Below are 23096 nucleotides of genomic sequence, written 5' to 3' on the forward strand. Positions count from 1 at the left end.
GGGATGCGATGGCGAGTGCCGTGACGAAGTTCCGGGTGGTGGTGGTCGAGGACGACCCGGATGTGGCCTTCTTCATGAAGACCGTGCTGGAGAAGCGCGCGGACGCGGTCGCGATCGCGGTGACCGATCCGTCGATCGCTCTCGCGACGATCGACGAGTTCGAGCCGGACCTGGTGATCACCGATATCGAGATGCCCGGCATCTCTGGGATCGACCTGCTCAAGGAGCTGCGCAGCCAGCATCCCGGCCTCCCGGTCGTCGTCATGACCGCCCACGTCTCGGTCGACTACGCCGTCTCCGCGCTGCGCGCCCAGGCGGACGAGTTCCTGACCAAGCCCGTGGCCTCGGCCGAGCTCGTCTCGATCGTCAACCGCCTGGCCGCGGAGGGACGCGTGAAGCGCGCCGCGCAGCGGCAGCAGGTCGTCCTCGCGATCGGCGCCCATCCCGACGACGTCGAGATCGGTGTCGGCGGCATCCTCGCGGCCCATCGCGACGCCGGCAACCAGGTCGTCATCCTGACGATGTCCCGCGGCGCCCGCGGCGGGGACGCGGACGACCGTCAGCACGAATCGCTCGCGTCGGCCGAGCTGCTGGGCGCCCGGCTGTTCCTCGAGGACCTGGAGGACACCCAGATCTCGGCCGCCGACCCGACCGTCGGCATCATCGAGCGCGTGGTCGCCGAGATCCAGCCGGACATCGTCTACACCCACTCGGCGCACGACCGGCACCAGGACCACCGCGCCGTCCACGCCGCCACGGTCGTCGCCACCCGCAGCGTCCGCACCGTGTGCTGCTACCAGAGCCCGTCGGCCACGATCGACTTCCGGCCGACCCGGTTCGTCCCGATCGACGGCTTCACCGACACCAAGCTGCGGCTGATCGACTGCTTCCGCTCGCAGACCGAGCTGCGCGCCTACCTCGAGCCGGACTTCGTGCTCGCCACCGCGCGCTACTGGTCGCGGTTCGGCGGCGGCAAGAACTGCGAGCCCCTGGAGGTGATGCGCGACACCGCGGACATCTCCGTGCCCGCCTCCTCTATCGAGGCCTCCGCCCGCTATCCGGGATCCCGACTGAACAGGACAGCCGAATGACCGACCCCGAACGAATCCGCGTCCTGGTCACAGGAGCCGGCGGCCCGGCCGGCGTCGCCGTGATCCGCTCGCTGCTCGCGCGGGACGACGTGGACGTGTTCGCCGCCGACATGGACGGCTGGGCCAGCGGCCTCTACCTCGTCTCCGACGACCGCCGGCGGATCGTGCCGCCGGGACGCTCCGACGGGTTCGTGGACGCGCTGATCGCCATGAGCCGCGAGGACGGCATCGACGTGCTGTTCTCCACCGTCGACGTCGAGCTGCCCGGGCTGGCCGCCCGCCGTGACGAGCTGGAGGCCGTGGGCACGAAGCTCGCCGCGCCGTCCCTGGACACCCTGGTCACCTGCCTCGACAAGTTCGCGCTCGTCCAGCGGGTCGCGGGCCGGGCGCGCATCCCCGAGACGCGGCTGCTGAACCAGGCCGGCGTCGGCGCCGACTGGACCTTCCCGGTGATCGTGAAGCCCCGCTCCGGAGCGGGTTCGCGCGGCGTGCGCCTCATCGCCGATCGCACGGCCCTCGAAGAGCTCGGCACCGACGAGAGCATCATCATCCAGGAGAACCTGCCCGGCGAGGAGTTCTCGGTGGATGTGCTCGCCGGTCTCGACGGCGAGGTCATCGCCGCCGTGCCGCGGTCGCGCGAGCGCGTCGACTCCGGCGTCTCGATCGCGGGCCGCACGGTCCGCCGCCCCGAGCTCTCGGACGCCGCCGCCGCGGTCGCGCGCGCCATCGGCCTCACCGGCGTCGCCAACGTGCAGCTGCGCTACAGCACCGAAGGCGTCCCGGCGCTGCTCGAGGTCAACCCGCGTTTCCCCGGCGCCATGCCGCTGACGATCGCCTCCGGCGTCGACATGCCATCCCTCATGCTCGACCTCGTGCTCGGACGCCCGGTGCCCTCCGCGATCGACTTCGAGGAGCTCGCCAACGTGCGCTTCCTGGAGGACGTCTTCCTGCGTCCCGCCGACGTGCTGGTCTCCGAGAACGCCGCGCACACGGAGGGACCCGAGGAGTGAGCAGGACCGAGGCCGAGCGCCTTCCTGCCCTGCTGCTCGGCGACTTCCACGTCCACTCGACGTTCTCGGACGACGCCCGCAGCACGCTCGCCGAGAACATCCAGGCGGCCGCGGACGCCGGGCTCCGCACGCTCCGGCTCACCGATCACGTCCGTGCCTCCACGACCTACGTTCCCGACTTCCTCGCCGCCGTCGCCGCCGAGCGCGTACCCGACGGCCTGACCGTCCTCACGGGCGTCGAGGCCAAGCTGCTGGATGCGTCCGGCGCCGTCGACACGCCCGCGGACCTCGTCGTCGGTCCGGGTGGGGTGGATGCGGTCGTCATCGGCGACCACCAGTTCCCCGGAACGGACGGGCCGTGGTCTCCGCGCGCGACACGCGAACGGCTCGACGCGGGCCTCTCGGAGGAGGACGCGCTCGACCTCCTGATCGAGGCGAGCATCCGGGCGATGGAGCGGACGCGGCACGCCCAGCTGGCGCACTGGTTCTCGATCCTGCCCAAGATCGGGCTCGACGAGGCGCAGCTGGGGCCGGAGCGCCTGCTCGCCTGGGCCGAGGCGGCAGCCGCCACCGGCACGATCGTCGAGGTCAATGAGAAGTGGGCCTGCCCGGGCCCGGCCGCCATCGCCGCCCTCCTGGACGCCGGTGCGCGTATCGTTGCCTCCACCGACAGCCACGTGGCGTCCGACGTCGGCCGCTACGACCGCGTCCCCGCCCTGTTGGAGGCGGCGGCCGCGCAGGTGGGCGCCGAGCGGCGTCCCACGCAGCAGGAGGGAGCGCGATGAGTCCCGTCGAACCGTCGTCCGAGCTGCGCGAGCGCATCCAGAACGAGTTGGAGCGCAACCGGCGCTGGGAGTTCCGCCTGCCGCTGTACGCCGGGATCGCGTTGCTGGTGTGCGCGGCGATCATCGTGGTGCGGGTGGTGTTCCTCCATGTCTGACGCCGACGCCCGCGCCAAGCGCGTCGTCATCGCGGACGACGACGACGACATCCGGGGCCTGATGAAGATCGCGGCCACACGCGCCGGCGTCGAGATCGTCGCCGCGGTGGACAACGGACAGGCGGCACTGGATGCAGTCCGCTCCGGAGACATCGACCTGGCCGTTCTCGACATCTCCATGCCCGGCCTCAACGGCATCGAGGTGGCGGAGGCCATCCGTTCGGACGACCTGACCCGCTCGACGCTCATCCTCATGGTCTCGGCGTCCGTGCAGCTGCTGACCGACCACGGAGTCGTGGCCGACCGGTCGGACAGCTTCATCGTCAAGCCGTTCAGCCCGCGGGTGCTGTCCACCCGCATCCGCGAGATGCTCGAACTGGGGGAGCCCGCATGACGATCGACCGCTGGCTGGGCCGCATCCCCATCGACTCACCGTCGGCGTTCATGAAGCAGATGCCGACGATCGTGGGCTTCGCGATCGCGGCCATCATCGCCGTGATCCCGAACGGCGTGCCCGTGACGAACGTGCCGCTGTTCTGGAGCGGGATCGGGCTGGTGGTCGTTGCGTCCGTCCTCGCCGCCGTCGTCCCGTGGCGACGGTTCCACAGCGAGTGGACCGTCGTGGTGCCCGTGCTGTCGCTGCTCGCGGTCACCCTGCTCAGGCTCGGCACCGGCTCCTCCATGTCGCCGTTCGCCGTCCTGACCCTGCTCCCGTTCGTGTGGATCGCGACCGAGGAGGGGCGCGTCAACATCCTCATCGCGGCGGTCGGCACGTTCATCGTGCTGTTCGCGCCTCTCGTGGTCGACGGCGGCACCCGCACCCCGGGGGATGTGGTCCGCGCGTTCTTCTCGCCGCTGATCTACCTCATCGTCGCGATCGTCATCAACGAGATCGCGCACCGGATGCGGCTCCAGCTCAAGGCCGCGCACGATTCAGCCGAGCAGCAGCAGGCCCTCCTGGCGCAAGCGGTCACCGCGCAGGACGAGCTGGTGCTCAACGAGGCGCGCCTCAAGACCGCGAACCGCCTCATCCAGAGCATCTGGAACGCCGTCACCGAGCAGTCCGTCATCGGCACCGACCTCGACGGCCTCATCGACGTGTGGAACCCGGGGGCGGAGAAGATGCTCGGCCTGACCGAGAAGCAGGTGCTCGACGGCAAGCACCACGTGATCGACTTCCACCTGCACGAGGAGCTGGAGCAGCGGCTCCAGGAGATGGACGCGCGGTTCACGACCGTGTCGAGCATCGACGACTTCTCCGCGCTCGTGGACACCGTGCGAGCCGGATCGGCGGATGTCCGCGACTGGACGTACGTGCGTCCTGACGGCAAGCGGGTCGCCGTGCAGGTCGCCGCGACCCCGCGCCTGGACGAGAACGGGCACCGCGTCGGCTTCATCTTCGTGGCGACCGACATGACGCAGGCGCGCGAGTTCGCCCGCCTGAAGGACGAGTTCGTCGGGCTGATCTCGCACGAGCTGCGCACGCCGCTCAGCTCCATCCTCGGCTACCTGGAGCTCATGCGCGACGACGACGAGTCGCCCCTGTCGGAGGAGCAGCTGCAGTACCTCGGCGTCGCCGAGCGAAACGCGCACCGCCTGCTGCGCCTGGTCGGCGACCTGCTGTTCACTGCCCAGGTGGAGTCTGGCCGCTTCCCGCTGGAGATCAAGGACGTCGAGCTGGGAGGCGTCGTGTCGACGTCCGTCGAGTCGGCGGGCCCGGTGGCAGCCAACGCCGGCGTGAACCTCGTGAGCGAGGTTCCGGACCGTCCCGTGGAGGTGCGGGGCGACCCGGTGCGGCTCGGCCAGGCGGTCGACAACCTCGTGTCCAACGCGCTCAAGTTCACGCCGCGCGGCGGAACGGTCACCGTTTCCTTGCGGCCGGATGGCGAGCAGGCCGTGATCGCCGTGACCGACACGGGCATCGGCATCCCGGCGGTGGAGCTCAGCCAGCTCTCGCAGCGGTTCTTCCGCGCCTCCACGGCCACGCGCAACGCGGTGCCGGGCGTCGGTCTCGGGCTCACCATCACGAAGGCGATCGTCACGGCCCACGGCGGCCGGCTCGACATCGCCAGCGAGGAGGGCGTGGGCACCTCGATCAGCATCGTGCTTCCGGTCGAGACGCCACAGCCGGTGACCGAGGCGATCCCGCGGGCCGAGGTGACGAAGTGAGCGACGACCGTCCGGCCGAGCTGACGATCGACGACCGCACCATCGCGGTCGCTGTGGTGCAGTTCGCGCCGGGGGAGGACCGCGTCCACAACCGGGACGTGGTGTCCGGGCTGATCGCGGTCGCGGCGTCCCGGGGCGCGCGGCTGGTGGTGCTGCCCGAGTACTCCTCGTACTTCGTCGACCCGCTCGGGGCCTCCTTCGCGCGTAACGCGGAGGGTCTGGACGGCGAGTTCGTCGGCGCGCTGGCCGCCGCGGCGCAGGAGCACGGCGTGTGGATCGTGGCGGGGCTCGTCGAGAAGACCGACGTGCCGCACAAGTTCTCGAACACCCTCGTCGCGGTCGATCCGGCGGGGGACGTGGTGGCGACCTACCGCAAGCAGCACCTGTACGACGCGTTCGGCGCGCAGGAGTCGGAGTGGGTGGTCCCGGGTGACCTGGACGCGCCGCAGACCTTCGCGGTCGACGGGATCGTGGTCGGGCTCCAGACCTGCTACGACCTGCGGTTCCCCGAGGTGACGCGCCGGCTGGCGGACGCCGGAGCCGAGCTCGTGGCGGTCCCCGCCGAGTGGGTGCGGGGTCCGCTCAAGGAGCACCACTGGACGACGCTGCTCGCCGCGCGAGCCATCGAGAACACGCTCTACGTCGCCGCGGCCGACCATCCGCCCGCGATCGGCGTCGGCGCGAGCGCCGTCGTCGACCCCATGGGCGTCACCGTCGCCGGGCTCGGCGAGACCACCGGTGTGGCGGTCGCCGAGGTGTCCTCCGCGCGGGTGCGCGAAGTGCGCGAGCGCAACCCGGCCCTGCGGTTGCGCCGTTATCGCGTCACGCCGCTCTGATCGAGGCAAGCCGGCGGGCGGCCTCCTCCAGCACCTCCGTGCGCTTGCAGAACGCGAAACGGACGAGGGATGCGGTGCGCGCCGCGTACTCGTCGCGCGCGAACGCGCCGAGCGGCACGGCGACCACGCCCCCCAGTCCGGGCAGCGCGCGGCACAGCTCCACCGCGTCCGTGAAGCCGAGCGGCGCCGCGTCCGCGACCACGAAGTAGGTGCCGTCGGAGGGGAAGACGCCGAACCCGGCGGCCCGCAGGCCGTCGGAGAGCAGGTCGCGCTTGTGCGCGAGGGCGGCCGCGATCCCGGTGAAGTAGGAGTCGGGCAGCCGCAACCCGGCCGCGATCGCCGGCTGGAACGGCGCGCCGTTCACGAAGGTGAGGAACTGCTTCACCGCGAGCACGGCGGTCAGGAGCTCCGGAGGCGCGGTCAGCCAGCCCACCTTCCAGCCCGTGGTGTTGAACGTCTTGCCGCCGGACGAGATCGCGATGGTCCGCTCCCGCGCGCCGGGCAGGCTCTCGATCGGGATGTGCTCCGGTCCGAAGGTCAGGTGCTCGTAGACCGAGTCGGTGACGATGATCGCGTCGTGCCGCTCGGCCAGCTCCACCACGGTGGTCAGCGTCTCGCGGTCGAGCACCGAGCCGGTCGGGTTGTGCGGGGTGTTGACCAGGATGACGCGCGTACGGTCGGTGACGGTCGCGCGCAGGCGGTCGAGGTCGGGCCGGAACGCGGGCGGCTCCAGGGGCACCGTGCGGTGGACACCGCCCGCCAGGGCGATGACCGCTCCGTACTCGTCGTAGTAGGGCTCGAACGTCACGACCTCGTCGCCCGGCTCCACCAGGGCGAGCAGCGAGGCGGCGATGGCCTCGGTCGCGCCCGCGGTGATCAGCACCTCGCGGTCGGGGTCCACCTCGAGCCCGTAGAAGCGCCGCTGGTGCTCGGCGACGGCGAGCCGGAGGTCCGGGATGCCGATGCCCGGCGGGTACTGGTTCTCGCCGTCGCGGATGGCCGCGACCGCCGCGTCCAGCACCTCGGCGGGACCGTCCTCGTCGGGGAAGCCCTGGCCCAGGTTGATCGCGCCGGTGCGCACCGCCAGGGCGCTCATCTCGGCGAAGATCGTCGGTCGCACCGTGCCGTCCGCGCCGAGCAGTCCGGCGCCGTCGGCGGCGCGTCTCCAGCCTCCGGAAATCGTCATACCGACACGCTACGGCCTTACTCGCACCTGACCCATCGGATACGTTGTGGAGAGTCATCGACTTGCACAAGGTCGTCCACAGCATCGGCAAATAGAACGCTCAGGTTGGCATCCCAAGCTGTTCGTGCTTGGAAGGAGCAACACCATGACCGACACCCCGAACACCCCGGAGCCCGCGAACTCCCAGCACGACGCCGACACCGACGCGGTCGTGGATGCTGCCGCCGGTTCCGAGCACACCACCCCGGCCGCGGGCCAGTCCGCGACCCCCCAGACCCCGGCCGCACAGCCGACGGCGGAGCAGCCGACGGCCGCGCAGCCGACCGCCGAGCAGCCGACCGCAGAGCAGCCGACCGCGCCCGTTCCGCCGGCCCAGTACACCCAGCCGACGCAGCCCGTGCAGCCGCAGCCGTACGGTCAGCCCTACGGCCAGCCGTACGGACAGCACCCCCAGCAGCCGCACTACGGCAACGGCGCCTTCGGTCAGCCGGCGGGCTACGGGCAGCAGCCCTATGGCGCCGACGGCCACCAGCAGCAGTACGCCACGGCTCCCGGCGCGCCCACGGCGACCGCGACGGCGCCTGCGCAGAAGAAGCGCGGCAACACCGGCCTGATCATCGCGACCCTCGCCATCGGCGCGCTCGTCGGCGGTGTCGCCGGCGCTGGCGCGGGAGTCGGCATCTTCGCCGCCACCGACGCGGGCAACGCCACGATCAAGACGGTGTCCGGCCCGCAGAACATCACGGTCAACGACGCCAACAACGCGAGCACGGTCACGGCCGTCGCCGCCAAGGCGTCCCCGAGCGTCGTCACCATCTCCGTCACCGCCTCCAGCTCCGGCGGCACCGGCTCCGGCGTCGTCCTGACCTCGGACGGCTACGTGCTCACCAACACCCACGTCGTCACCCTCGACGGCCAGGCCAGCAACGTGAGCGTCACGGTCACCGACAACGACGGCAAGATCTACACCGCCAAGGTCGTCGGCACCGACCCGACCACCGACCTCGCCGTGATCAAGCTCGACAACGCCTCCGGAATGACCCCCATCAGCTGGGGCGACTCCAGCAAGCTCAACGTCGGCAGCACCACGGTCGCCATCGGCGCCCCGCTCGGCCTCTCCGGCACGGTGACCGACGGCATCGTCTCCGCCCTCAACCGCTCCATCAGCATCGCCTCCTCGGCGGCGCCGAAGGACGACTCCAACAGCGGAGGCGGCAGCCAGAACCCGTTCAACTTCAACTTCCCCGACCAGGGCGGTTCCGGCTCGCAGCAGCAGCAGCAGACGCAGAGCACCGGCACGATCTCCCTGCCGGTGATCCAGACCGACGCGTCCATCAACCCGGGCAACTCGGGTGGCGCACTGCTGAACAGCAAGGGCGAGCTGATCGGCGTCAACGTCGCGATCGCGAGCGCCGGCGGCTCCAGCTCCGACGGCTCGCAGTCGGGCAGCATCGGCGTCGGCTTCGCCATCCCGTCCAACCTGGCGAAGCGGATCTCCGACGAGATCATCAAGGACGGCAAGGCCACGCACGGCCTCCTCGGCGCCTCGGTCGCCGACGCCAGCAGCGACGCCAAGGCCACCACGGTCGGTGCGCTCATCAAGAGCGTCACCGGCGGGGGAGCGGCGGCGGACGCGGGCCTGAAGGCGGGCGACATCGTCGTGAACTTCGGCGACCACCCGATCACCGACGCCACCGACCTCACCGCTCAGGTGCGTGCGGAGGCGGCCGGCGCCAAGGTCGACGTCACGTACATCCGCGGCGGCCAGACCAAGACGGCCTCGGTCACGCTGGGGTCGCTCCCGGCCGAGTGATCGGCAGCCTCACGGAAGGCCGTCCCGCAGACGCGGGGCGGCCTTCCCGCCGTCATGGGGCTCCCGGGTTCGGCGCAGACCCGGCTGATAGGCTCGACGCCGACCCGCGACACCGAAGGACCAGATGACGGACCAAAGCGCTGACACCCTCCCGGGTGTCTCGTACGTGATGCCCGTCCTCAACGAGGTCACCCACGTCCGAGCCGCCGTGGACAGTCTTCTCGCGCAGGACTACGCGGGCCCGTTCGAGGTCACCATCGCGCTCGGCCCGAGCATCGACGGCACCACCGAACTGGTGGAAGAGCTCGCCGCCGTCGACCCCCGCATCCGCGTCGTCGACAACGTGGTCGGCTCCACGCCCGCCGGCCTCAACCTCGCCATCCGCGAGTCGCGCTACCCGGTCGTCGTCCGCGTGGACGCGCACAGCGTCCTGCCGCCCGACTACGCCCGCATCGCGGTCGAGACGATCCTCGAGACCGGAGCCGACAACGTCGGCGGACTCATGGATGCGCAGGGCACGACGGACTTCGAGCGCGCCGTGGCGCGCGCCTACGGCAGCCGGGTGGGCCTCGGCGGCACCAAGCTGCACGTCGGCGGCGAGGCCGGCCCCGCCGAGACCGTGTACCTGGGCGTCTTCCGGCGCGACCGCCTGCTCGAGGTGGGGCTCTTCGACGAGGAGATCAAGCGCGGACAGGACTGGGAGCTCAACCGCCGCATCCGCACGGCCGGCGGAACGGTGTGGTTCACTCCGAAGCTCAAGGTGACGTACCGACCGCGACCGAACGTGTACCGGCTCGCGCGGCAGATGTTCTCCACGGGCATCTGGCGAGGAGAGCTGGCCCGGCGCTTCCCGGCGTCCAACGGCCTCCGCTACTTCGCGCCGCCGGTCATGGTGATCGGCGTCGTCGTCGGAACCCTGCTCGGCATCGCGGGAATCGTGCAGGCACTCCTCGGCGCCGCCCCCTGGCTGCTGTGGGGCTTCGCCATCCCGGCGTTCTACGCGCTCATCGTGATCGTCTCCGCGCTGCTGTGGGGCCGGCGCGACGGTTTTCGCCCGTTCCTGTGGTTTCTCGTAGTCTTGCCCTGCATCCATTTCAGCTGGGGGATCGGCTTCGTCCTCGGATACCTGTCGCTCACCCGCAACATCACGGCCCACACGGGAAGGTAGGCATGACCGTACCCGGACCTGCGGCGCACGGCGCCCGTCCGTCCTCGATCGCCGAGCTGCGGGCGGTCGCGCAGCCCCCCGAGGTGCGCGGTCGCCGCAACGCCGAGCACTGGACCGCATCGCTGTACCTGCGCAACCTGTCGCCGTACCTCACGTGGTTCCTGCTGAAGACCTCGATCTCGGCCAACGGCGTGACCGGGCTGATGATCCTGACGGGATGGGCGACCGCCGCGGCGCTCCTCATCCCGGGCATCGCGGGCGCGGCCCTCGCTCTCGTGCTCGGCCAGCTGCAGATGCTGGTCGACTGCTGCGACGGCGAGGTGGCCCGCTGGCGCGGAACCTCCTCGCCCGCGGGCATCTTCCTCGACAACGTCGGGCACTACTCGACCGAGACGCTGATCGCCATCGTCCTGGGCATCCGCGCGGCGGGGTACCCGTTCGAGGCGCCCCAGGACTTCCTGTGGACCAACCTCGGCACGCTGCTCGCACTGGTGATCGTGCTGAACAAGGCGCTCAACGACATGGTCCGCGTGGCGCGGGCGAACGCCGGGCTGCCGAAGCTCGCCGACACGCAGTCGGAGTACGCGCCCACGCACGGTCTGGTGGCGACGCTCCGCCGGGCCGCCCGCTTCCTCCCGTTCCATCGGCTGTACCACTCGGTCGAGCTGACCATCCTCATCTTCGTGTTCTCGATCGTCGGCCTGTTCATCGGGGCGACCCTCGCCGACCGCATCCTGCTCAGTGCGCTGGTGCCGCTCTCGATCCTGGCGCTGATCGGCCACTTCGTGACCATCATGGCGTCGCGGCGGGTCCGTGGCTGAGCTGCCCGCGGTCGCGGTCGTGGTGCTCACTCAGGGCACGCGGCCGGTCGAACTGCGGCGCGGCCTGGAGTCGGTGCTCGGCCAGCAGGGCGTGGTGACCGACGTCGTGGTCGTCGGCAACGGCTGGGACCCGGCGACGGCCGACCCGTCCCTGCCCGCGGGCGTGCGCTCACTGGCGCTTCCCGAGAACATCGGCATCCCGGCCGGGCGGAACGCGGGCGTGCCGCTCGTCTCGGGCGAGTGGCTGTTCTTCCTGGACGACGACGCGGACATCCCGTCGCCCACGTTTCTGGCCGACGCGGTGGCGAAGCTGCGCGGCGAGCCCGACCTCGGGATGCTGCAGCCGCGCCTGCGCGTCCCCGACGGCGGCCCGGCTCCCCGCCGCTGGATCCCGCGCATCCGCAAGGGCGACCCGGAGCGGTCGAGCAACGTGTTCGCGGTGCTCGAGGCGGTCATCGTCATGCCGCGCGCGGTGTTCGAGCGCGCCGGTGGATGGGCGGCGCCGTTCTTCTACGCGCACGAGGGCATCGACCTGGCGTGGAAGGTGTGGGACCAGGACAAGCGCGTCTGGTACGCCGGCGACCTCGTCGCCGAGCATCCGTCGGTCTCGCCGACGCGGCACTCGTACTACTACCGCCTCAACGCCCGGAACCGCGTCTGGCTGGCGCGGCGCAACCTGCCCGCGGTGCTCGTCCCGCTGTACGTCGGGTCGTGGACGGGCATCCAGCTGCTGCGCTGGTTCCGCAAGCCGGCGGTGCTGCGCGCCTGGTTCGGCGGCTGGGCCGAGGGCTGGCGGACGGACCCGGGGGAGCGGCGCCCGCTCCGCTGGCGGACCGTGGCCCGCATGACGGCCGCCGGTCGCCCGCCGATCGTCTGAGGTCCGTCCAACGAGCCGTCTCGGACGGCTCAGCCCGTCGCCTTCTCCGATCCTCTGTCGTCCGTCAGCTCGGCCGCCGCGGGATCGTCCTCGGGACGAGGGAGTGCTTCCAGAGCGCGCGGGGGCTCGGGGGCCTTGTCGTCCGCAGAGGCGCGCCCTGGAAGCGCTCCACGCAACGCCTTGCCCAGGCGGGCGGCCCGCTCGCCCGTCGCGCGGCCGAGGCGGGCTGCGCCGTCGCCGGTCGCGCGTCCGAAGCGCACCGCGCCATCGCCCGTGGCGCGTCCGAGCTTCACCGCGCCACCGCCGGTCGCTGCTCCCAGACGGCGTACCGCACCGGGACCTTCGACCGGCGTCAGCGCCTCGGGGATGACGATGGGCGCGGGCCCGAAGGCGAGGCGGGCGTTCTGCACCACGCGGCGGGCGAGGATGTTGTTGCCCGCGCCGCCGATCACGGCGCCCACACCGAACGGGATGGCCCGCGCGACGATGCTCGCGCCGCCCCGGACCGCGAACTGGCGGATGAACGCGCTCTTCAGCCGGTCGACCAGCGGGCCGACCACCATCGACGGGAGGGTCGAGGTGACCAGTTCGCCCCAGTACGCCGTACGGGTGACCCCGCCGCCGCCGAACTGGCCGGCGAGCTGCCGGACGAGGTCGGAACCCTCCCGGCCGAGCATCATCGTGAGGACGAGGGCGCGCGCTCGCTCGGGGTCGTCGACGGCGATTCCGTGCAGCTCGCTCATCGACTGCGCATAGAGCGCGGTCGCCTCCAGGAATCCTGCGGTCTCCAGCCCGGACAGCGCCAGCGTGACGCCCGTGCCGATCGCCGGGATGACCGCCGTGGCGCCGACCGCGGCGCCGCCGCTCGTCACGGCCGCGACGTAGCGGCGCTCGAGCATGCGTGCCAGGTCGTCCGCCGTCGCCTCGGGGTGCCGTCGACGGAGGCTGCGCAGGTGCGCGAGCACCGCCGGACGCTGGATGCCGAGGAAGCGGTCCAGCGTCGTGTTCAGACCCCGCGGGGTGTCGCCCCCGCGCTGCGGGCCGCCGGTGACGGAGATGATCGGTTGCTGCTTCTTGGCCATCACCGGAGAGTGTAGGCCGGTTATCCGTGAGCGCCATCGACGCCACGGCATCCGCGGTGTTCACGGCGAACGGCGAGTGCGCCGCCGCCGCTCGCGGAGGTATTCGCGGGCGGAGTGCACGCGATGGTCGGGCGGAAGGTGCTCGCGCTTGATGTCCTGCGTCAGGAAGGCGACGTCGGTCCCGAGGGCGGTCGCGATCCGGACGACGGTGAGGAGGCTCGGATTGGCCACCCCGCGTTCGATCTTGCCGAAGTTGGTGACGTGCATCGCTGCGAGGCCGGCGATCGCCTCCTGGCTGAGCCCCAGGTCGAGGCGGGCTCGGCGGATGCGTTCACCGAGCAGGGCGGCGGCTGGGGCGACGGGGTCATTCATGGTGTTCCCAGTACACGGGCATCGCCCGAGCGACGCCAGAGCACGAGCACCCCGTTCCCGGGACCTCATGCGTTCTGCGCCGCAAATACGGTCGATGCACGCATTCGGCGGCAGCGAGCGTGCGGGGACCGTGCCCCGGGCCCGGCCCGGGCGGAGAGACCGCCCGGGCCGGTGGGCGCGGCGTCAGAGGCTCAGCTGCCACAGGTACTCGCGCCCGTCGGGCGGGAACCAGCGCACGACCAGCACCGTGTCGCGGGCCGGCTCTGAGCCGCGGACGCTGGCGCGCACCGCCTCGCCCGGCGCGACGGAGGTCGGCCCGCTGACGCGCAGACGCGAGCTGCCGGCGATGCTGACCGTCACGCCGGTCAGGGTCTCGCGCCCCTCGTTGACGAGGCGGTAGTGGGGTGCGGTGGTGCGGTCGACCCGCCACGGCACGCGGTACGCGAAGCGCCGGGGACGAGGGGCCGGAGAGGGACTGCGGAGGATGCGGAGTCGATTCATGCGACGAAACTAACGAGGCCCTCCGACGCTCGAGGGCCCAGAACCGGGCACGAACGCTGTTTCTGTGGACAACTCGTCGAAGTATTTTCTGTGGACACTTTCTCCGCACGGAAGAAAGGTCGTCCGACCAGCGGTTTCCTCAGCTGCCGTAGTCGGTGTTGTAGAGCTCCAGGACGTCGCCGATCGGGCCGTCGAGCACCAGCTTCCCCTTGTCGAGGTACAGTCCGCGCTGGCAGAACCGGCGCAGGTCCTTCTCGTTGTGCGAGACGAAGAAGAGCGTCCGGCCGCCGGCCAGCAGCTCCTCGATGCGCCGGTAGCACTTCTCGCGGAAACCGCGGTCACCCACTGCCAGCACCTCGTCCACGAGCAGCACCGGCTCCTCGAGCTGTGCGATCACGGAGAACGCGATGCGCACCTTCATGCCGCTGGAGAGATGCTTGTAGGGAGTGTCCACGAAGTCGCCGATCTCGGCGAAGTCGATGATCGAGTCGAAACGCGCGTCGATCTCGGCCTTCGACATCCCGTGCAGGCCCGCCGTGAGGTACACGTTGTCGCGTACGGTCAGGTCGTCGACGAAGCCGCCGGTGATCTCGATCAGAGGAGCGACCCCTTCGGTCACGCGCACGGACCCCTCATCGGGCAGCAGGACGCCCGCCACGAGCTTCAGCAGGGTCGACTTGCCCTGTCCGTTGCGGCCGACCACGCCGATCGCCTCACCGGGCTGGACGTGGAAGGTCACGTTCCGCAGTGGCCAGAAGTCGTCGGGGCGCGTGCGGCGCTCCCGGGACGAGAACAGGTCCTTGAACGAACGGCGCGCGCCGCGGTTGCGGCGGAAGCGCACGCCGAGTCCGTCGACGGCGATGACCGGGGCCACTCAGATCTCCTTCAGCACGTCGCGCTCGAAGCGCCGGAACACGAGCCACCCGATCCCCAGGATCACCAGCGACATGGCCGCGGCGACGCCGACCAGGAACCAATCCAGCTCCTCGGCGAAGAAGGCGGAGCGGTAGAGGCTGAAGATGCCGGTGAGCGGGTTGAACGCCGACCAGAAGTGCAGCGAGAACAGCACGTCGGTGGAAGCGCCCGGATGCGTCGCGACGTACGCGGCGCAGTGCTTGGCGGCGATCCCGCCCCCGCAGCCGCCGGGGAGGTCGCGGGCGCTGTAGATGATGGGGGAGGCGTAGAAGAGGAACCGCAGCGCGAGCTTCACGGCCCGCTCCAGATCGCGGAAGAACACGACGAGCGGGGCGACGATGAGCCCCACGCCGATGGTCAGCACGGTCTGGATGAGGATGGCAAGCGGGAAGAACACGACGTCGACGTTCAGCTTCGCGCCGGTGATGATCGCGAAGAACGCGAGCACCGGCAGAGACAACAGGAACTCGATGCCCTTGGACGCGACGATCCGGTTCACCCAGATCGTGCGCGGGATCATGGTCGAGCGGATGAGCTTCGCCTCGCGGATGTACGCGCGGGTGCTGTCCGACACGGCTCCGTTGAACCACATCCACGGCAGGAGCGCTGCCAGCAGGAACACGATGTACGGGTTCTCGCCGACGTCGCGCTTGAAGATGACCGTGAAGACGAACCAGTAGATCGCGCTCATCACGAGCGGATCGAGGATCGACCACAGGTAGCCGAGGACGCTGGTGGAGTAGCGGACGCGCAGGTCGCGCTTGGTCAGCAGCCAGAGGGAGTGCCGGTAGCGCGTGAAGCGCGTGCGCTGCGCAGGGCGCACTTCAGTCGGGATACTGGTCACGAGAACCCATCGTATTGATCGAAGCTGCGTGAGGGCTCACGCGGCGGCTTCGACTATACGAAAAGATTCGCGCGCTCCAGGTCCTCCTGGAAGTCGACCTCGACGGCGTACAGGTCGGAGATGTCCACCGGCTCGGCCAGCAGGCGGTCCTGTTCGATGGCGAGCTCGATGCCGCGCTCGAAGTAGTCCTGGTCGCCGACGCGCTGCAGCTGGCGCAGCAGGGTCGCCTTGTCGGCCGAGGAGATGTAGTTGATGCCCACGGCCTCGCCGAGACCGTTCTTGACGGTCTTGGACAGCTCCTGGATGTAGCCCTCGGGGCCGGTGGTGTACTTCACCTCTTCGTCGGCGACGGACGAGGTGTTGACGGTGACGAAGGTCTGGTCGCGGGCGACCATCGCGGCGCCGCGGACGAGCACGGCCGGGTCGAAGACCACGTCGCCGTTCATCCACAGCACGCCGCCGTTGCCGGAGGCCTGCAGGGCGCGCATGAGGCTCTTGGAGGTGTTGGTCTGGTCGTACTGCTCGTTGTAGACGAACTGCGCGTCCGGGAACGCCTCGATGATGTGCTCGAGCTTGTAGCCCACGACGATGGTGACCTGGACGTCCGTGCCGAAGGCGGCGTGGATGTTGTCGAACTGCTGCTGCATGATCGTGCGGCCATCGCTCAGCTCGGTGAGCGGCTTCGGGAGGCTCCGGCCGAGTCGGCTTCCCATTCCGGCCGCGAGGATCACTACCTGGGTCGTCACAATCGTCTCCTTGGGTCGTCGCTCTGCGAGCGCTGAGCACGCACGGGCCGGGAGTTCACGAAGTGGTCACCCAGGATTTCCATGCTCCGACGAGAATACCGGGGTCCCCTGTCCGGGGGCAGGGGTTGACGGATGTCGTTGTTGTGTCGTTATCTTCCGCACAGGGTTTTCGGAGGGAGTCGACCCGCGCCACATGCCGTCCGGGGGGTTCGCATGAATGCAGGTATTGGTACGTTAGCGGGGTGAGTTCCGAGCACGCCCTCCCTACGCCCTCCTCATCCGTCGAGGAGCCGCAGAAGGCGGAACCGGCGGGCTCGCAGAGGGGGGACACCATGGCGGACACCGCTGAGCAGGCGGCCGCGCAGACCGAGGAGGCGCAGCCCGTCGCCGCGCCGAAGCGCGCACCGGCGAAGACTGCTGCGGCTGCGGCGGCGACGAGCACGCGCGCCCCGCGCAAGCGCACCACGACGGCGAAGCCGCGCACCACGCGCGCCGCTGCGAAGCCGGTAGCGGAGGAGCCGAAGCCGGTCGACACGCGGCCGACCGTGCTGTCCATCGGCGGGTTGCACAAGCGCTACGGCGACACGGTCGCCGTCGACGGCGTGACCCTCGACATCAAGGAGGGGTCGTTCTACGGCATCGTCGGCCCGAACGGCGCCGGCAAGACCACGACCCTGTCCATCGTCACCGGCCTGCTGCGCCCCGACGCCGGCCGCGTCGTCGTCCACGGCGTGGACGTCTGGGCCGAGCCGGTGCGCGCCAAGCACATCATCGGCGTGCTCCCGGACAAGCTCCGCCTCTTCGACCGGCTGACCGGCGCGCAGTTCCTGCGCTACGCGGGGACGCTGCGGGGCCTGAGCACGAAGACCGTCCGTGCGCGCACCGCGGATCTCGCCGCTGCCTTCGGCATCGAGGACGCGCTCGACCGCCTCGTGGCCGATTACTCCGCAGGCATGACCAAGAAGATCGCCCTCGCGGCGGCCATGATCCATTCGCCGCGGCTTCTCGTGCTCGACGAGCCGTTCGAGTCGGTCGACCCGGTCTCCGCGGCCAACATCATCGACATCCTGCAGCGGTACACCGCCGCCGGCGGCACGGTCGTCGTCTCGAGCCACGGCATGGACATGATCCAGCGGGTCTGCGACAGCGTCGCCATCATCGTGCGCGGGCAGGTCCTCGCCGCGGGCACGATCGAGGAGGTGCGCGGCGCGCAGACGCTCGAGGAGCGCTTCGTCGAGCTGGCCGGCGGTCGCAAGGCAGCGGAAGGCATGGAGTGGTTGCACAGTTTCTCCGACTGAAGGCCCAGATCATGGGGAACGCCTTCCGGCGGACCCCCTGGCAGGTCTTCGGCCTGGTGATCGGGCTGCTCTACGGCGGCTTCATCACCGTGCTCGTCGTCGGGTCGCTCATCGCGGCGCGCACGGTCGCCGACACCGCGGCCACCCACAGCGTGGTCGTCGTGATCGGCTCGGTCGTGGTCGCCGGCTTCGCGTTGCTTCCCCTGCTGTTCGGCGTCGACGACACCCTCGACCCGCGCGAGTTCTCGCTGTTCGGCATCCCGAACCGCACCCTCGCCACCGGGCTGCTGCTCGCGGGCCTGCTCGGCATCCCCTCGTTCGTGCTCATCGTGTGCAGTGCCGCCACGATCATCACCTGGTCGCAGAACCCGGGCACCGTGCTGATCGCGCTCGTCTCCGCGGTCGTGGTCGTGCTGACCTGCGTCCTCGCCTCCCGGGTCACCACGGCGATCGCGCACGCGATGCTCTCGACCCGACGCTCGCGCGAGGCGGGCGGGGTCATCGGCATCCTGCTGCTCGTGCTCGTCGCCCCGGTGCTGCTGCTCCTCGTGACCGTGGACTGGGGCCGCGACGGCCTCGGCGCGCTCGGCGGCTTCGCCCGCTGGCTCGCCTGGACCCCGCTCGGCGCCGCCTGGTCGGCCCCCGGCGCTGCGGCCGAGGGCCAGTGGGGAGCGGCGCTGCTGCAGCTGCTGATCGCCCTCGTCACGCTCGGCGTGCTGTGGCTGGGCTGGGTCGCGCTCGTCGCCCGCGTCATCGCGTCGCCGGAGCGCGAGGCCCGGTCGAAGGCGTATCACGGACTCGGCTGGTTCGACCGCCTGCCCGGCGGCCCGACCGCCGCGATCGCCGCGCGCTCCATGACCTACTGGGGGCGGGACGCCCGCTACTGGGTGTCGATCGTCCTCATCCCGGTCATCCCGATCTTCGTGATCGTCGCCCTCGCCCTCGCCGGGCTGCCGTCGCACTTCATCGCGCTGGTGCCGCTGCCGCTGGTGTGCCTGTTCCTCGGCTGGAGTATCCACAACGACCTCGCGTACGACAGCACCGCGATCTGGATGCACCTGGTGTCGGGCACCCGCGGTCTCGCGGATCGCGCCGGGCGGATGTTCCCGCCGATCGTCGTCGGCATCCCGGTGCTCGTGCTCGGGTCGATCGCGACCACGATCGTCTTCGGCGACTGGGCGGTGCTGCCGTCGGTCGCAGCGCTGAGCGGCGCCATCCTGGTCATCGGCCTGGGGCTGTCGAGCATTTCCTCCGCCCTGTTCCCGTACCCCGCCACGAAGCCCGGCGACAGCGCGTTCACGCAGCCGCAGACCTCCGGCGCGTCGGCGGCCGTCGTGCAGTCGCTCAGCTTCTTCGCCATCCTGATCCTGGCGTCGCCCGTTCTGATCTTCCTGGTGCTGGGTCTCACCGTGAACGCCTTCTGGCTGGCCGTCGCGCCGGTCGTGGCCGTGCTGATCGGGTTCGGGACGCTGTTCCTCGGCCTCTGGCTCGGCGGCCGGGTGTTCGAGCGCCGCGGGCCGGAGCTCATGGCGTTCGCCAACCGCAACGACTGAGTCCAGGAGCGTCGCGGCCTGCGGCGTCTACACTGGAGGCATGAACGAAGCGAGCATCTCCGAGCCCGGCGGCATGCCCAGCGGCGGCGGTGCGACCACGCTCGATCGCGAGCTCGAGGAGCTTCTGCAGAACCAGGAGCCGGGCGACCACGAGCGCTTCTCGCACTACGTGAAGAAGGAGCAGATCCTCGAGTCGGCGATCACCGGCAAGCCCGTCAAGGCCCTGTGCGGCAAGATGTGGACGCCGAACCGCGACCCCGAGAAGTTCCCGGTCTGCCCGACCTGCCGCGAGATCTACGAGGGCCTGCAGGGCGAGTAGCCCTCCGCCTCACTCGAAGAGCGTCGGCAGCACCGGGTCGCCCCGGCCCAGGCGGAACGCCTCGTCCGGCAGCTCGCTCATCGCCAGCTCGCGGTGCTCGCGTGCGCGGCGCGTCCCCTCGATCCCCAGGTGCTCTGCGTGCACCTCGCCGTCGGTGATGAGCGGGGTGAGGAGGTCGCGGCCGGTGTCGTCCGGGGTGTCGCCCTTCTCGACGATGTGCACCACCTCGGCGATCGCCGTGCCGTTCGCGTCGTGACGGCGGACCGGGTGCTTGCGCCCGCCGACGCTCGCCTTGTGCTCGGACTTCTTGGCCACCGGGATCCACTCGCCGTCGCCGCCGGTGCTGCGGTGCGCGACCAGCTTGTAGACCATGCCGGAGGCCGGATAGCCGGAGCCGGTGACGACGGACGTCCCGACGCCGTACGAGTCGACCGGGGAGGCGGCGAGGGCCGCGATGGTGAACTCGTCGAGGTCGTTCGTAACGGTGATGCGGGTCTTCGTCGCGCCGAGGTCGTCCAGCTGCGCCCGCACCTGCTTCACCAGCTTGGGCAGGTCGCCGGAGTCGAGGCGGATGGCCCCGAGCTCGGGACCCGCGACCTTGACCGCCGTGTCGATCGCCTTCTCGACGTCGAACGTGTCCACCAGCAGTGTCGTGCCGGGGCCGAGCGCATCCACCTGGGCCCGGAACGCGGCCTCCTCGCTGTCGAACAGCAGCGTGAACGCGTGCGCGGCGGTGCCCATGGTCGGCACGCCCCAGGTGCGGCCGGCCTCCAGGTTGGAGGTGGCCGAGAAGCCGGCGATGAACGCGGCGCGGGCGGCGGCGACGGCCGAACGCTCGTTCGCCCTGCGCGAGCCCATCTCGGCGAGCGGCCGCCCGACGGCGGCGGACACCATGCGCGCGGCCGCGGACGCGACCGCGGAGTCGTAATTGAAGACGCTCAGCAGCAGGGTCTCCAGGATGACGCCCTCGGCGAAGGGGGCGTCCACGATGAAGAACGGCGACCCGGGGAAGAACAGCTCGCCCTCGCGGTAGCCGCGGATGGTGCCGGAGAAGCGGTAGTCGGCGAGCCAGTCTATCGTCTCGTCGCGCACGACATGGTTGTCGCGGAGGAACTGCAGCTCCGCATCCCCGAACCGGAACTGCTCGATCAGCTCCAGGAGGCGGCCGGTGCCGGCGAGCACGCCGTAGCGGCGCCCGGCGGGGAGACGCCGGGTGAACGCCTCGAAGACGCACTCGCGGTCGTGCGTGCCGGCGAGCAGGGCGGCGTCGAGCATGGTGAGCTCGTAGCGGTCGGTCAGGAAGGCGGTGGACGCGGGTGCCTGGGTCACGCCGCCCAGCCTACTCAGCCGGGTAGGCTGGACTGCTGTGACGGATGCGCCGATTGGGATCTTCGACTCGGGAGTGGGCGGGCTGACCGTCGCCCGGGCGATCCGCGATCAGCTGCCGAACGAGTCGCTGCTCTACGTCGGCGACACCGCGCACAGCCCGTACGGTCCCAAGTCGATCGCCGACGTTCGCCGCTACTCGCTGGAAGTGCTCGACTTCCTGGTGGACCAGGGCGTCAAGCTGCTCGTGATCGCGTGCAACACGGCCTCGTCCGCGGTGCTGCGGGATGCTCGGGAGCGGTACGACGTGCCCGTGATCGAGGTCATCCAGCCGGCGGTCCGCCGGGCCGTGGCGGCGACGCGCACCGGCCGGGTCGGGGTGATCGGCACGGTCGGCACCATCGCATCCCGCGCCTACGAGGACGCGTTCGCCGCCGCCCCGACGCTGCAGCTCTTCACGCAGGCGTGCCCGCGTTTCGTCGAGTTCGTCGAGGCGGGGATCACCAGCGGCGAGGAAGTCCTCCGCGTCACGGCCGAGTACCTGCAGCCGCTGCGCGACGCCGACGTCGACACGCTGGTGCTGGGATGCACGCACTACCCGTTCCTGAAGGGCGCCATCTCGTACGTGATGGGCGAGGGCGTCTCGCTGGTGTCGAGCGACACCGAGACCGCGAAGGACGTCTACCGGACCCTCGTCGAACAGGGCCTGGAACGGCGCTCGCCCCTGCCGCCGACCATCCGCTACGAGGCCACCGGCTCGGACGCCGACTACTTCCTGCGCCTGGCGCACCGGTTCATCGGCCCCGAGGTCTCTCGCGTCGATCTGGTGCAGACCGGCGTCATCGACCTGCCGCTGTAGACCACCATCGAGGAGAATCCGTGACCGACATCACCCGCGCCGACGGGCGCACGCCGAGCCAGCTGCGTCCTGTCACCATCGAGCGCGGCTGGAGCCGCCAGGCCGAAGGGTCGGCCCTCGTCTCGTTCGGCAACACCAAGGTGCTGTGCACGGCCTCCTTCACCAACGGCGTCCCGCGCTGGATGTCGGGGAAGGGCCGCGGCTGGGTCACGGCCGAGTACGCGATGCTGCCCCGCTCCACCAACGAGCGGATGGACCGCGAGTCGATCAAGGGGCGCGTCGGCGGCCGCACCCATGAGATCAGCCGCCTGATCGGCCGCAGCCTGCGCGCGGTCGTCGACATGAAGGCTCTGGGCGAGAACACCATCGTGCTCGACTGCGACGTGCTCCAGGCGGATGGCGGCACGCGGACCGCGGCCATCACCGGCGCCTACGTCGCACTCGCCGAGGCGCTGGAGTGGGGCCGCGAGCACCGCTTCATCGGCCAGAAGGCGACGCCGCTGATCGACTCCGTCTCGGCGGTCTCGGTCGGGATCATCGACGGCACGCCGATGCTCGACCTCGCGTACGTCGAGGACGTGCGGGCCGAGACCGACATGAATGTCGTCGTCACCGGCCGCGGGCTGTTCGTCGAGGTGCAGGGCACCGCCGAGGGTGCGCCGTTCGATCGCAACGAGCTGAACTCGCTGCTCGACCTCGCGCTGGGCGGCGCGACCGAGCTGGCCGCCATCCAGACCGCGACCCTCGCGCCCGCCGCAGAGGCGTGAGCGTGCGGGTCGTCCTCGCCACGCACAACCGGGGCAAGGCGCAGGAGTTCCAGGAGTTGCTGGGCCGCGAGGTGCCCGGACTCGAGATCGTGACCTACGAGGGTCCGGAGCCCGTCGAGGACGGCACCAGCTTCGAGGAGAACGCGCTGATCAAGGCGCGCGCCGCAGCCTCCCACACCGGACTGCCCGCGCTGGCCGACGACTCCGGCATCTGCGTGGATGTGATGGGCGGCGCGCCCGGCATCTTCTCGGCGCTGTGGTCGGGGACGCACGGGGACGCGCAGGCGAACATCCGCCTGCTGCTCGCCCAGCTGGCCGACATCCGCGACGAGGACCGTACCGCCCACTTCACGGCGACGCTCGCACTGGTCGTGCCGGGCGGGGAGCCGACGCTCGTGCAGGGCGTCTGGCCGGGCCGCATCGCGCGCGAGCCGCGCGGCGAGCACGGGCACGGCTACGACCCGATCTTCCTGCCGGACGGGCACGACCGCACCGCCGCCGAGCTCACCCTGCAGGAGAAGAACGCCGAGAGCCACCGGGCGCGGGCGCTCGCCGCGATCGTCCCCGCGCTGCGCGAACTGGGCTGAGCCGGCCGGTCTGAGA

General features: G+C 70.8%; 25 protein-coding genes. 17 read left to right on the forward strand and 8 right to left on the reverse strand.

Annotated elements, in window-relative coordinates; all coding sequences use genetic code 11:
* Window positions 1-8: 8 nt before the first annotated feature.
* Genes AB0P25_RS14485 through AB0P25_RS14515 form a run of 7 tightly spaced genes read left to right on the forward strand, consistent with a single transcriptional unit; the run spans window position 9 to window position 6046 of the window.
* A complete protein-coding gene (locus AB0P25_RS14485; protein WP_363808247.1) occupies window positions 9-1091 on the forward strand; it encodes a response regulator in 1083 nt (360 codons plus the stop codon).
* Window positions 1088-2101 carry an ATP-grasp domain-containing protein gene (locus AB0P25_RS14490; RefSeq protein ID WP_363808248.1) on the forward strand — a complete coding sequence of 338 codons (1014 nt, stop codon included), beginning with the start codon at window positions 1088-1090 and terminating at the stop codon, window positions 2099-2101. The genes AB0P25_RS14485 and AB0P25_RS14490 overlap by 4 nt, the downstream gene beginning before the upstream one ends.
* Entirely contained in the window at window positions 2098-2886 is a 789-nt protein-coding gene (locus AB0P25_RS14495) for a PHP domain-containing protein (protein WP_363808249.1), read from the forward strand. Before AB0P25_RS14490 ends, AB0P25_RS14495 begins: the two co-directional genes overlap by 4 nt.
* A complete protein-coding gene (locus tag AB0P25_RS14500) occupies window positions 2883-3041 on the forward strand; it encodes a hypothetical protein (protein WP_363808250.1) in 159 nt (52 codons plus the stop codon). The genes AB0P25_RS14495 and AB0P25_RS14500 overlap by 4 nt, the downstream gene beginning before the upstream one ends.
* Complete coding sequence (locus AB0P25_RS14505) at window positions 3034-3435, forward strand: response regulator (RefSeq protein ID WP_363808252.1); 402 nt, start codon at window positions 3034-3036, stop codon at window positions 3433-3435. The genes AB0P25_RS14500 and AB0P25_RS14505 overlap by 8 nt, the downstream gene beginning before the upstream one ends.
* Window positions 3432-5210 (forward strand): ATP-binding protein, encoded by a 1779-nt coding sequence (locus tag AB0P25_RS14510; protein WP_363808254.1) that lies wholly within the window; start codon window positions 3432-3434, stop codon window positions 5208-5210. Before AB0P25_RS14505 ends, AB0P25_RS14510 begins: the two co-directional genes overlap by 4 nt.
* Window positions 5207-6046, forward strand: coding sequence for a carbon-nitrogen hydrolase family protein (locus AB0P25_RS14515; protein ID WP_363808255.1), 840 nt, complete (start codon window positions 5207-5209; stop codon window positions 6044-6046). The genes AB0P25_RS14510 and AB0P25_RS14515 overlap by 4 nt, the downstream gene beginning before the upstream one ends.
* Here the strand turns inward: AB0P25_RS14515 and AB0P25_RS14520 are convergent.
* Window positions 6033-7232, reverse strand: a complete 1200-nt coding sequence (locus AB0P25_RS14520; RefSeq protein ID WP_363808256.1) for a pyridoxal phosphate-dependent aminotransferase — start codon at window positions 7230-7232, stop codon at window positions 6033-6035. The genes AB0P25_RS14515 and AB0P25_RS14520 overlap by 14 nt on opposite strands.
* A gap of 145 nt (window positions 7233-7377) precedes the next feature.
* On the opposite strand from AB0P25_RS14520, the gene AB0P25_RS14525 reads away from it, so the two are divergent.
* The 4 genes from AB0P25_RS14525 to AB0P25_RS14540 all read left to right on the forward strand — a co-directional run bounded on the left by AB0P25_RS14525 (window position 7378) and on the right by AB0P25_RS14540 (window position 11911).
* A complete protein-coding gene (locus AB0P25_RS14525; protein ID WP_363808257.1) occupies window positions 7378-9045 on the forward strand; it encodes a trypsin-like peptidase domain-containing protein in 1668 nt (555 codons plus the stop codon).
* Window positions 9046-9169: 124 nt separating this feature from the next.
* Window positions 9170-10213, forward strand: coding sequence for a glycosyltransferase family 2 protein (locus AB0P25_RS14530; RefSeq protein WP_363808258.1), 1044 nt, complete (start codon window positions 9170-9172; stop codon window positions 10211-10213).
* Window positions 10214-10215: 2 nt separating this feature from the next.
* Complete coding sequence (locus AB0P25_RS14535; RefSeq protein WP_363808259.1) at window positions 10216-11034, forward strand: CDP-alcohol phosphatidyltransferase family protein; 819 nt, start codon at window positions 10216-10218, stop codon at window positions 11032-11034.
* Window positions 11027-11911 carry a glycosyltransferase gene (locus AB0P25_RS14540; RefSeq protein WP_363808260.1) on the forward strand — a complete coding sequence of 295 codons (885 nt, stop codon included), beginning with the start codon at window positions 11027-11029 and terminating at the stop codon, window positions 11909-11911. Before AB0P25_RS14535 ends, AB0P25_RS14540 begins: the two co-directional genes overlap by 8 nt.
* Window positions 11912-11940: 29 nt before the next feature.
* On the opposite strand, the gene AB0P25_RS14545 is transcribed toward AB0P25_RS14540, so the two are convergent.
* The 6 genes from AB0P25_RS14545 to AB0P25_RS14570 form a co-directional block, all read right to left on the reverse strand.
* Window positions 11941-12993 carry a hypothetical protein gene (locus AB0P25_RS14545; protein WP_363808261.1) on the reverse strand — a complete coding sequence of 351 codons (1053 nt, stop codon included), beginning with the start codon at window positions 12991-12993 and terminating at the stop codon, window positions 11941-11943.
* 60 nt (window positions 12994-13053) lie between these two features.
* Window positions 13054-13365, reverse strand: a complete 312-nt coding sequence (locus AB0P25_RS14550; RefSeq protein WP_363808262.1) for a helix-turn-helix transcriptional regulator — start codon at window positions 13363-13365, stop codon at window positions 13054-13056.
* 183 nt (window positions 13366-13548) lie between these two features.
* Window positions 13549-13866, reverse strand: a complete 318-nt coding sequence (locus AB0P25_RS14555; protein WP_363808263.1) for a hypothetical protein — start codon at window positions 13864-13866, stop codon at window positions 13549-13551.
* Window positions 13867-14005: 139 nt separating this feature from the next.
* The gene (locus AB0P25_RS14560) at window positions 14006-14740 is read right to left on the reverse strand and encodes an ABC transporter ATP-binding protein (protein WP_363808265.1); all 735 of its coding nucleotides are present in this window, start codon (window positions 14738-14740) and stop codon (window positions 14006-14008) included.
* Window positions 14741-15604: an ABC transporter permease gene (locus tag AB0P25_RS14565; RefSeq protein WP_363809315.1), complete on the reverse strand. Its 864-nt coding sequence runs from the start codon at window positions 15602-15604 to the stop codon at window positions 14741-14743. It lies immediately after the preceding gene.
* A 74-nt stretch (window positions 15605-15678) separates the two neighbouring features.
* The gene (locus AB0P25_RS14570) at window positions 15679-16371 is read right to left on the reverse strand and encodes a phosphocholine cytidylyltransferase family protein (RefSeq protein ID WP_363808266.1); all 693 of its coding nucleotides are present in this window, start codon (window positions 16369-16371) and stop codon (window positions 15679-15681) included.
* Between the two features lie 332 nt (window positions 16372-16703).
* On the opposite strand from AB0P25_RS14570, the gene AB0P25_RS14575 reads away from it, so the two are divergent.
* From AB0P25_RS14575 to AB0P25_RS14585, 3 genes are read left to right on the forward strand one after another with little or no spacing between them, the layout of a single operon-like run.
* The gene (locus AB0P25_RS14575) at window positions 16704-17669 is read left to right on the forward strand and encodes an ABC transporter ATP-binding protein (protein ID WP_363808267.1); all 966 of its coding nucleotides are present in this window, start codon (window positions 16704-16706) and stop codon (window positions 17667-17669) included.
* Window positions 17670-17680: 11 nt separating this feature from the next.
* Window positions 17681-19222, forward strand: a complete 1542-nt coding sequence (locus AB0P25_RS14580) for a hypothetical protein (RefSeq protein ID WP_363808268.1) — start codon at window positions 17681-17683, stop codon at window positions 19220-19222.
* 40 nt (window positions 19223-19262) lie between these two features.
* A complete protein-coding gene (locus AB0P25_RS14585) occupies window positions 19263-19541 on the forward strand; it encodes a DUF3039 domain-containing protein (protein ID WP_064108596.1) in 279 nt (92 codons plus the stop codon).
* Window positions 19542-19550: 9 nt separating this feature from the next.
* Here AB0P25_RS14585 and AB0P25_RS14590 read toward each other — a convergent pair whose 3' ends face one another.
* The gene (locus tag AB0P25_RS14590) at window positions 19551-20870 is read right to left on the reverse strand and encodes a nicotinate phosphoribosyltransferase (RefSeq protein ID WP_363808270.1); all 1320 of its coding nucleotides are present in this window, start codon (window positions 20868-20870) and stop codon (window positions 19551-19553) included.
* 37 nt (window positions 20871-20907) lie between these two features.
* Between AB0P25_RS14590 and murI the strand changes: the two genes are divergently transcribed.
* From murI to rdgB, 3 genes are read left to right on the forward strand one after another with little or no spacing between them, the layout of a single operon-like run.
* Window positions 20908-21726: a glutamate racemase gene (gene murI, locus AB0P25_RS14595; RefSeq protein WP_363808271.1), complete on the forward strand. Its 819-nt coding sequence runs from the start codon at window positions 20908-20910 to the stop codon at window positions 21724-21726.
* Window positions 21727-21746: 20 nt separating this feature from the next.
* Window positions 21747-22493: a ribonuclease PH gene (gene rph / locus AB0P25_RS14600; protein ID WP_363808272.1), complete on the forward strand. Its 747-nt coding sequence runs from the start codon at window positions 21747-21749 to the stop codon at window positions 22491-22493.
* Entirely contained in the window at window positions 22490-23080 is a 591-nt protein-coding gene (gene rdgB, locus AB0P25_RS14605) for an RdgB/HAM1 family non-canonical purine NTP pyrophosphatase (protein ID WP_363808273.1), read from the forward strand. Before rph ends, rdgB begins: the two co-directional genes overlap by 4 nt.
* The last annotated feature ends 16 nt before the right edge of the window (window positions 23081-23096 follow it).

The sequence above is a fragment of the Leifsonia sp. NPDC077715 genome (assembly GCF_040686855.1).
Classification (GTDB): domain Bacteria; phylum Actinomycetota; class Actinomycetes; order Actinomycetales; family Microbacteriaceae; genus Leifsonia.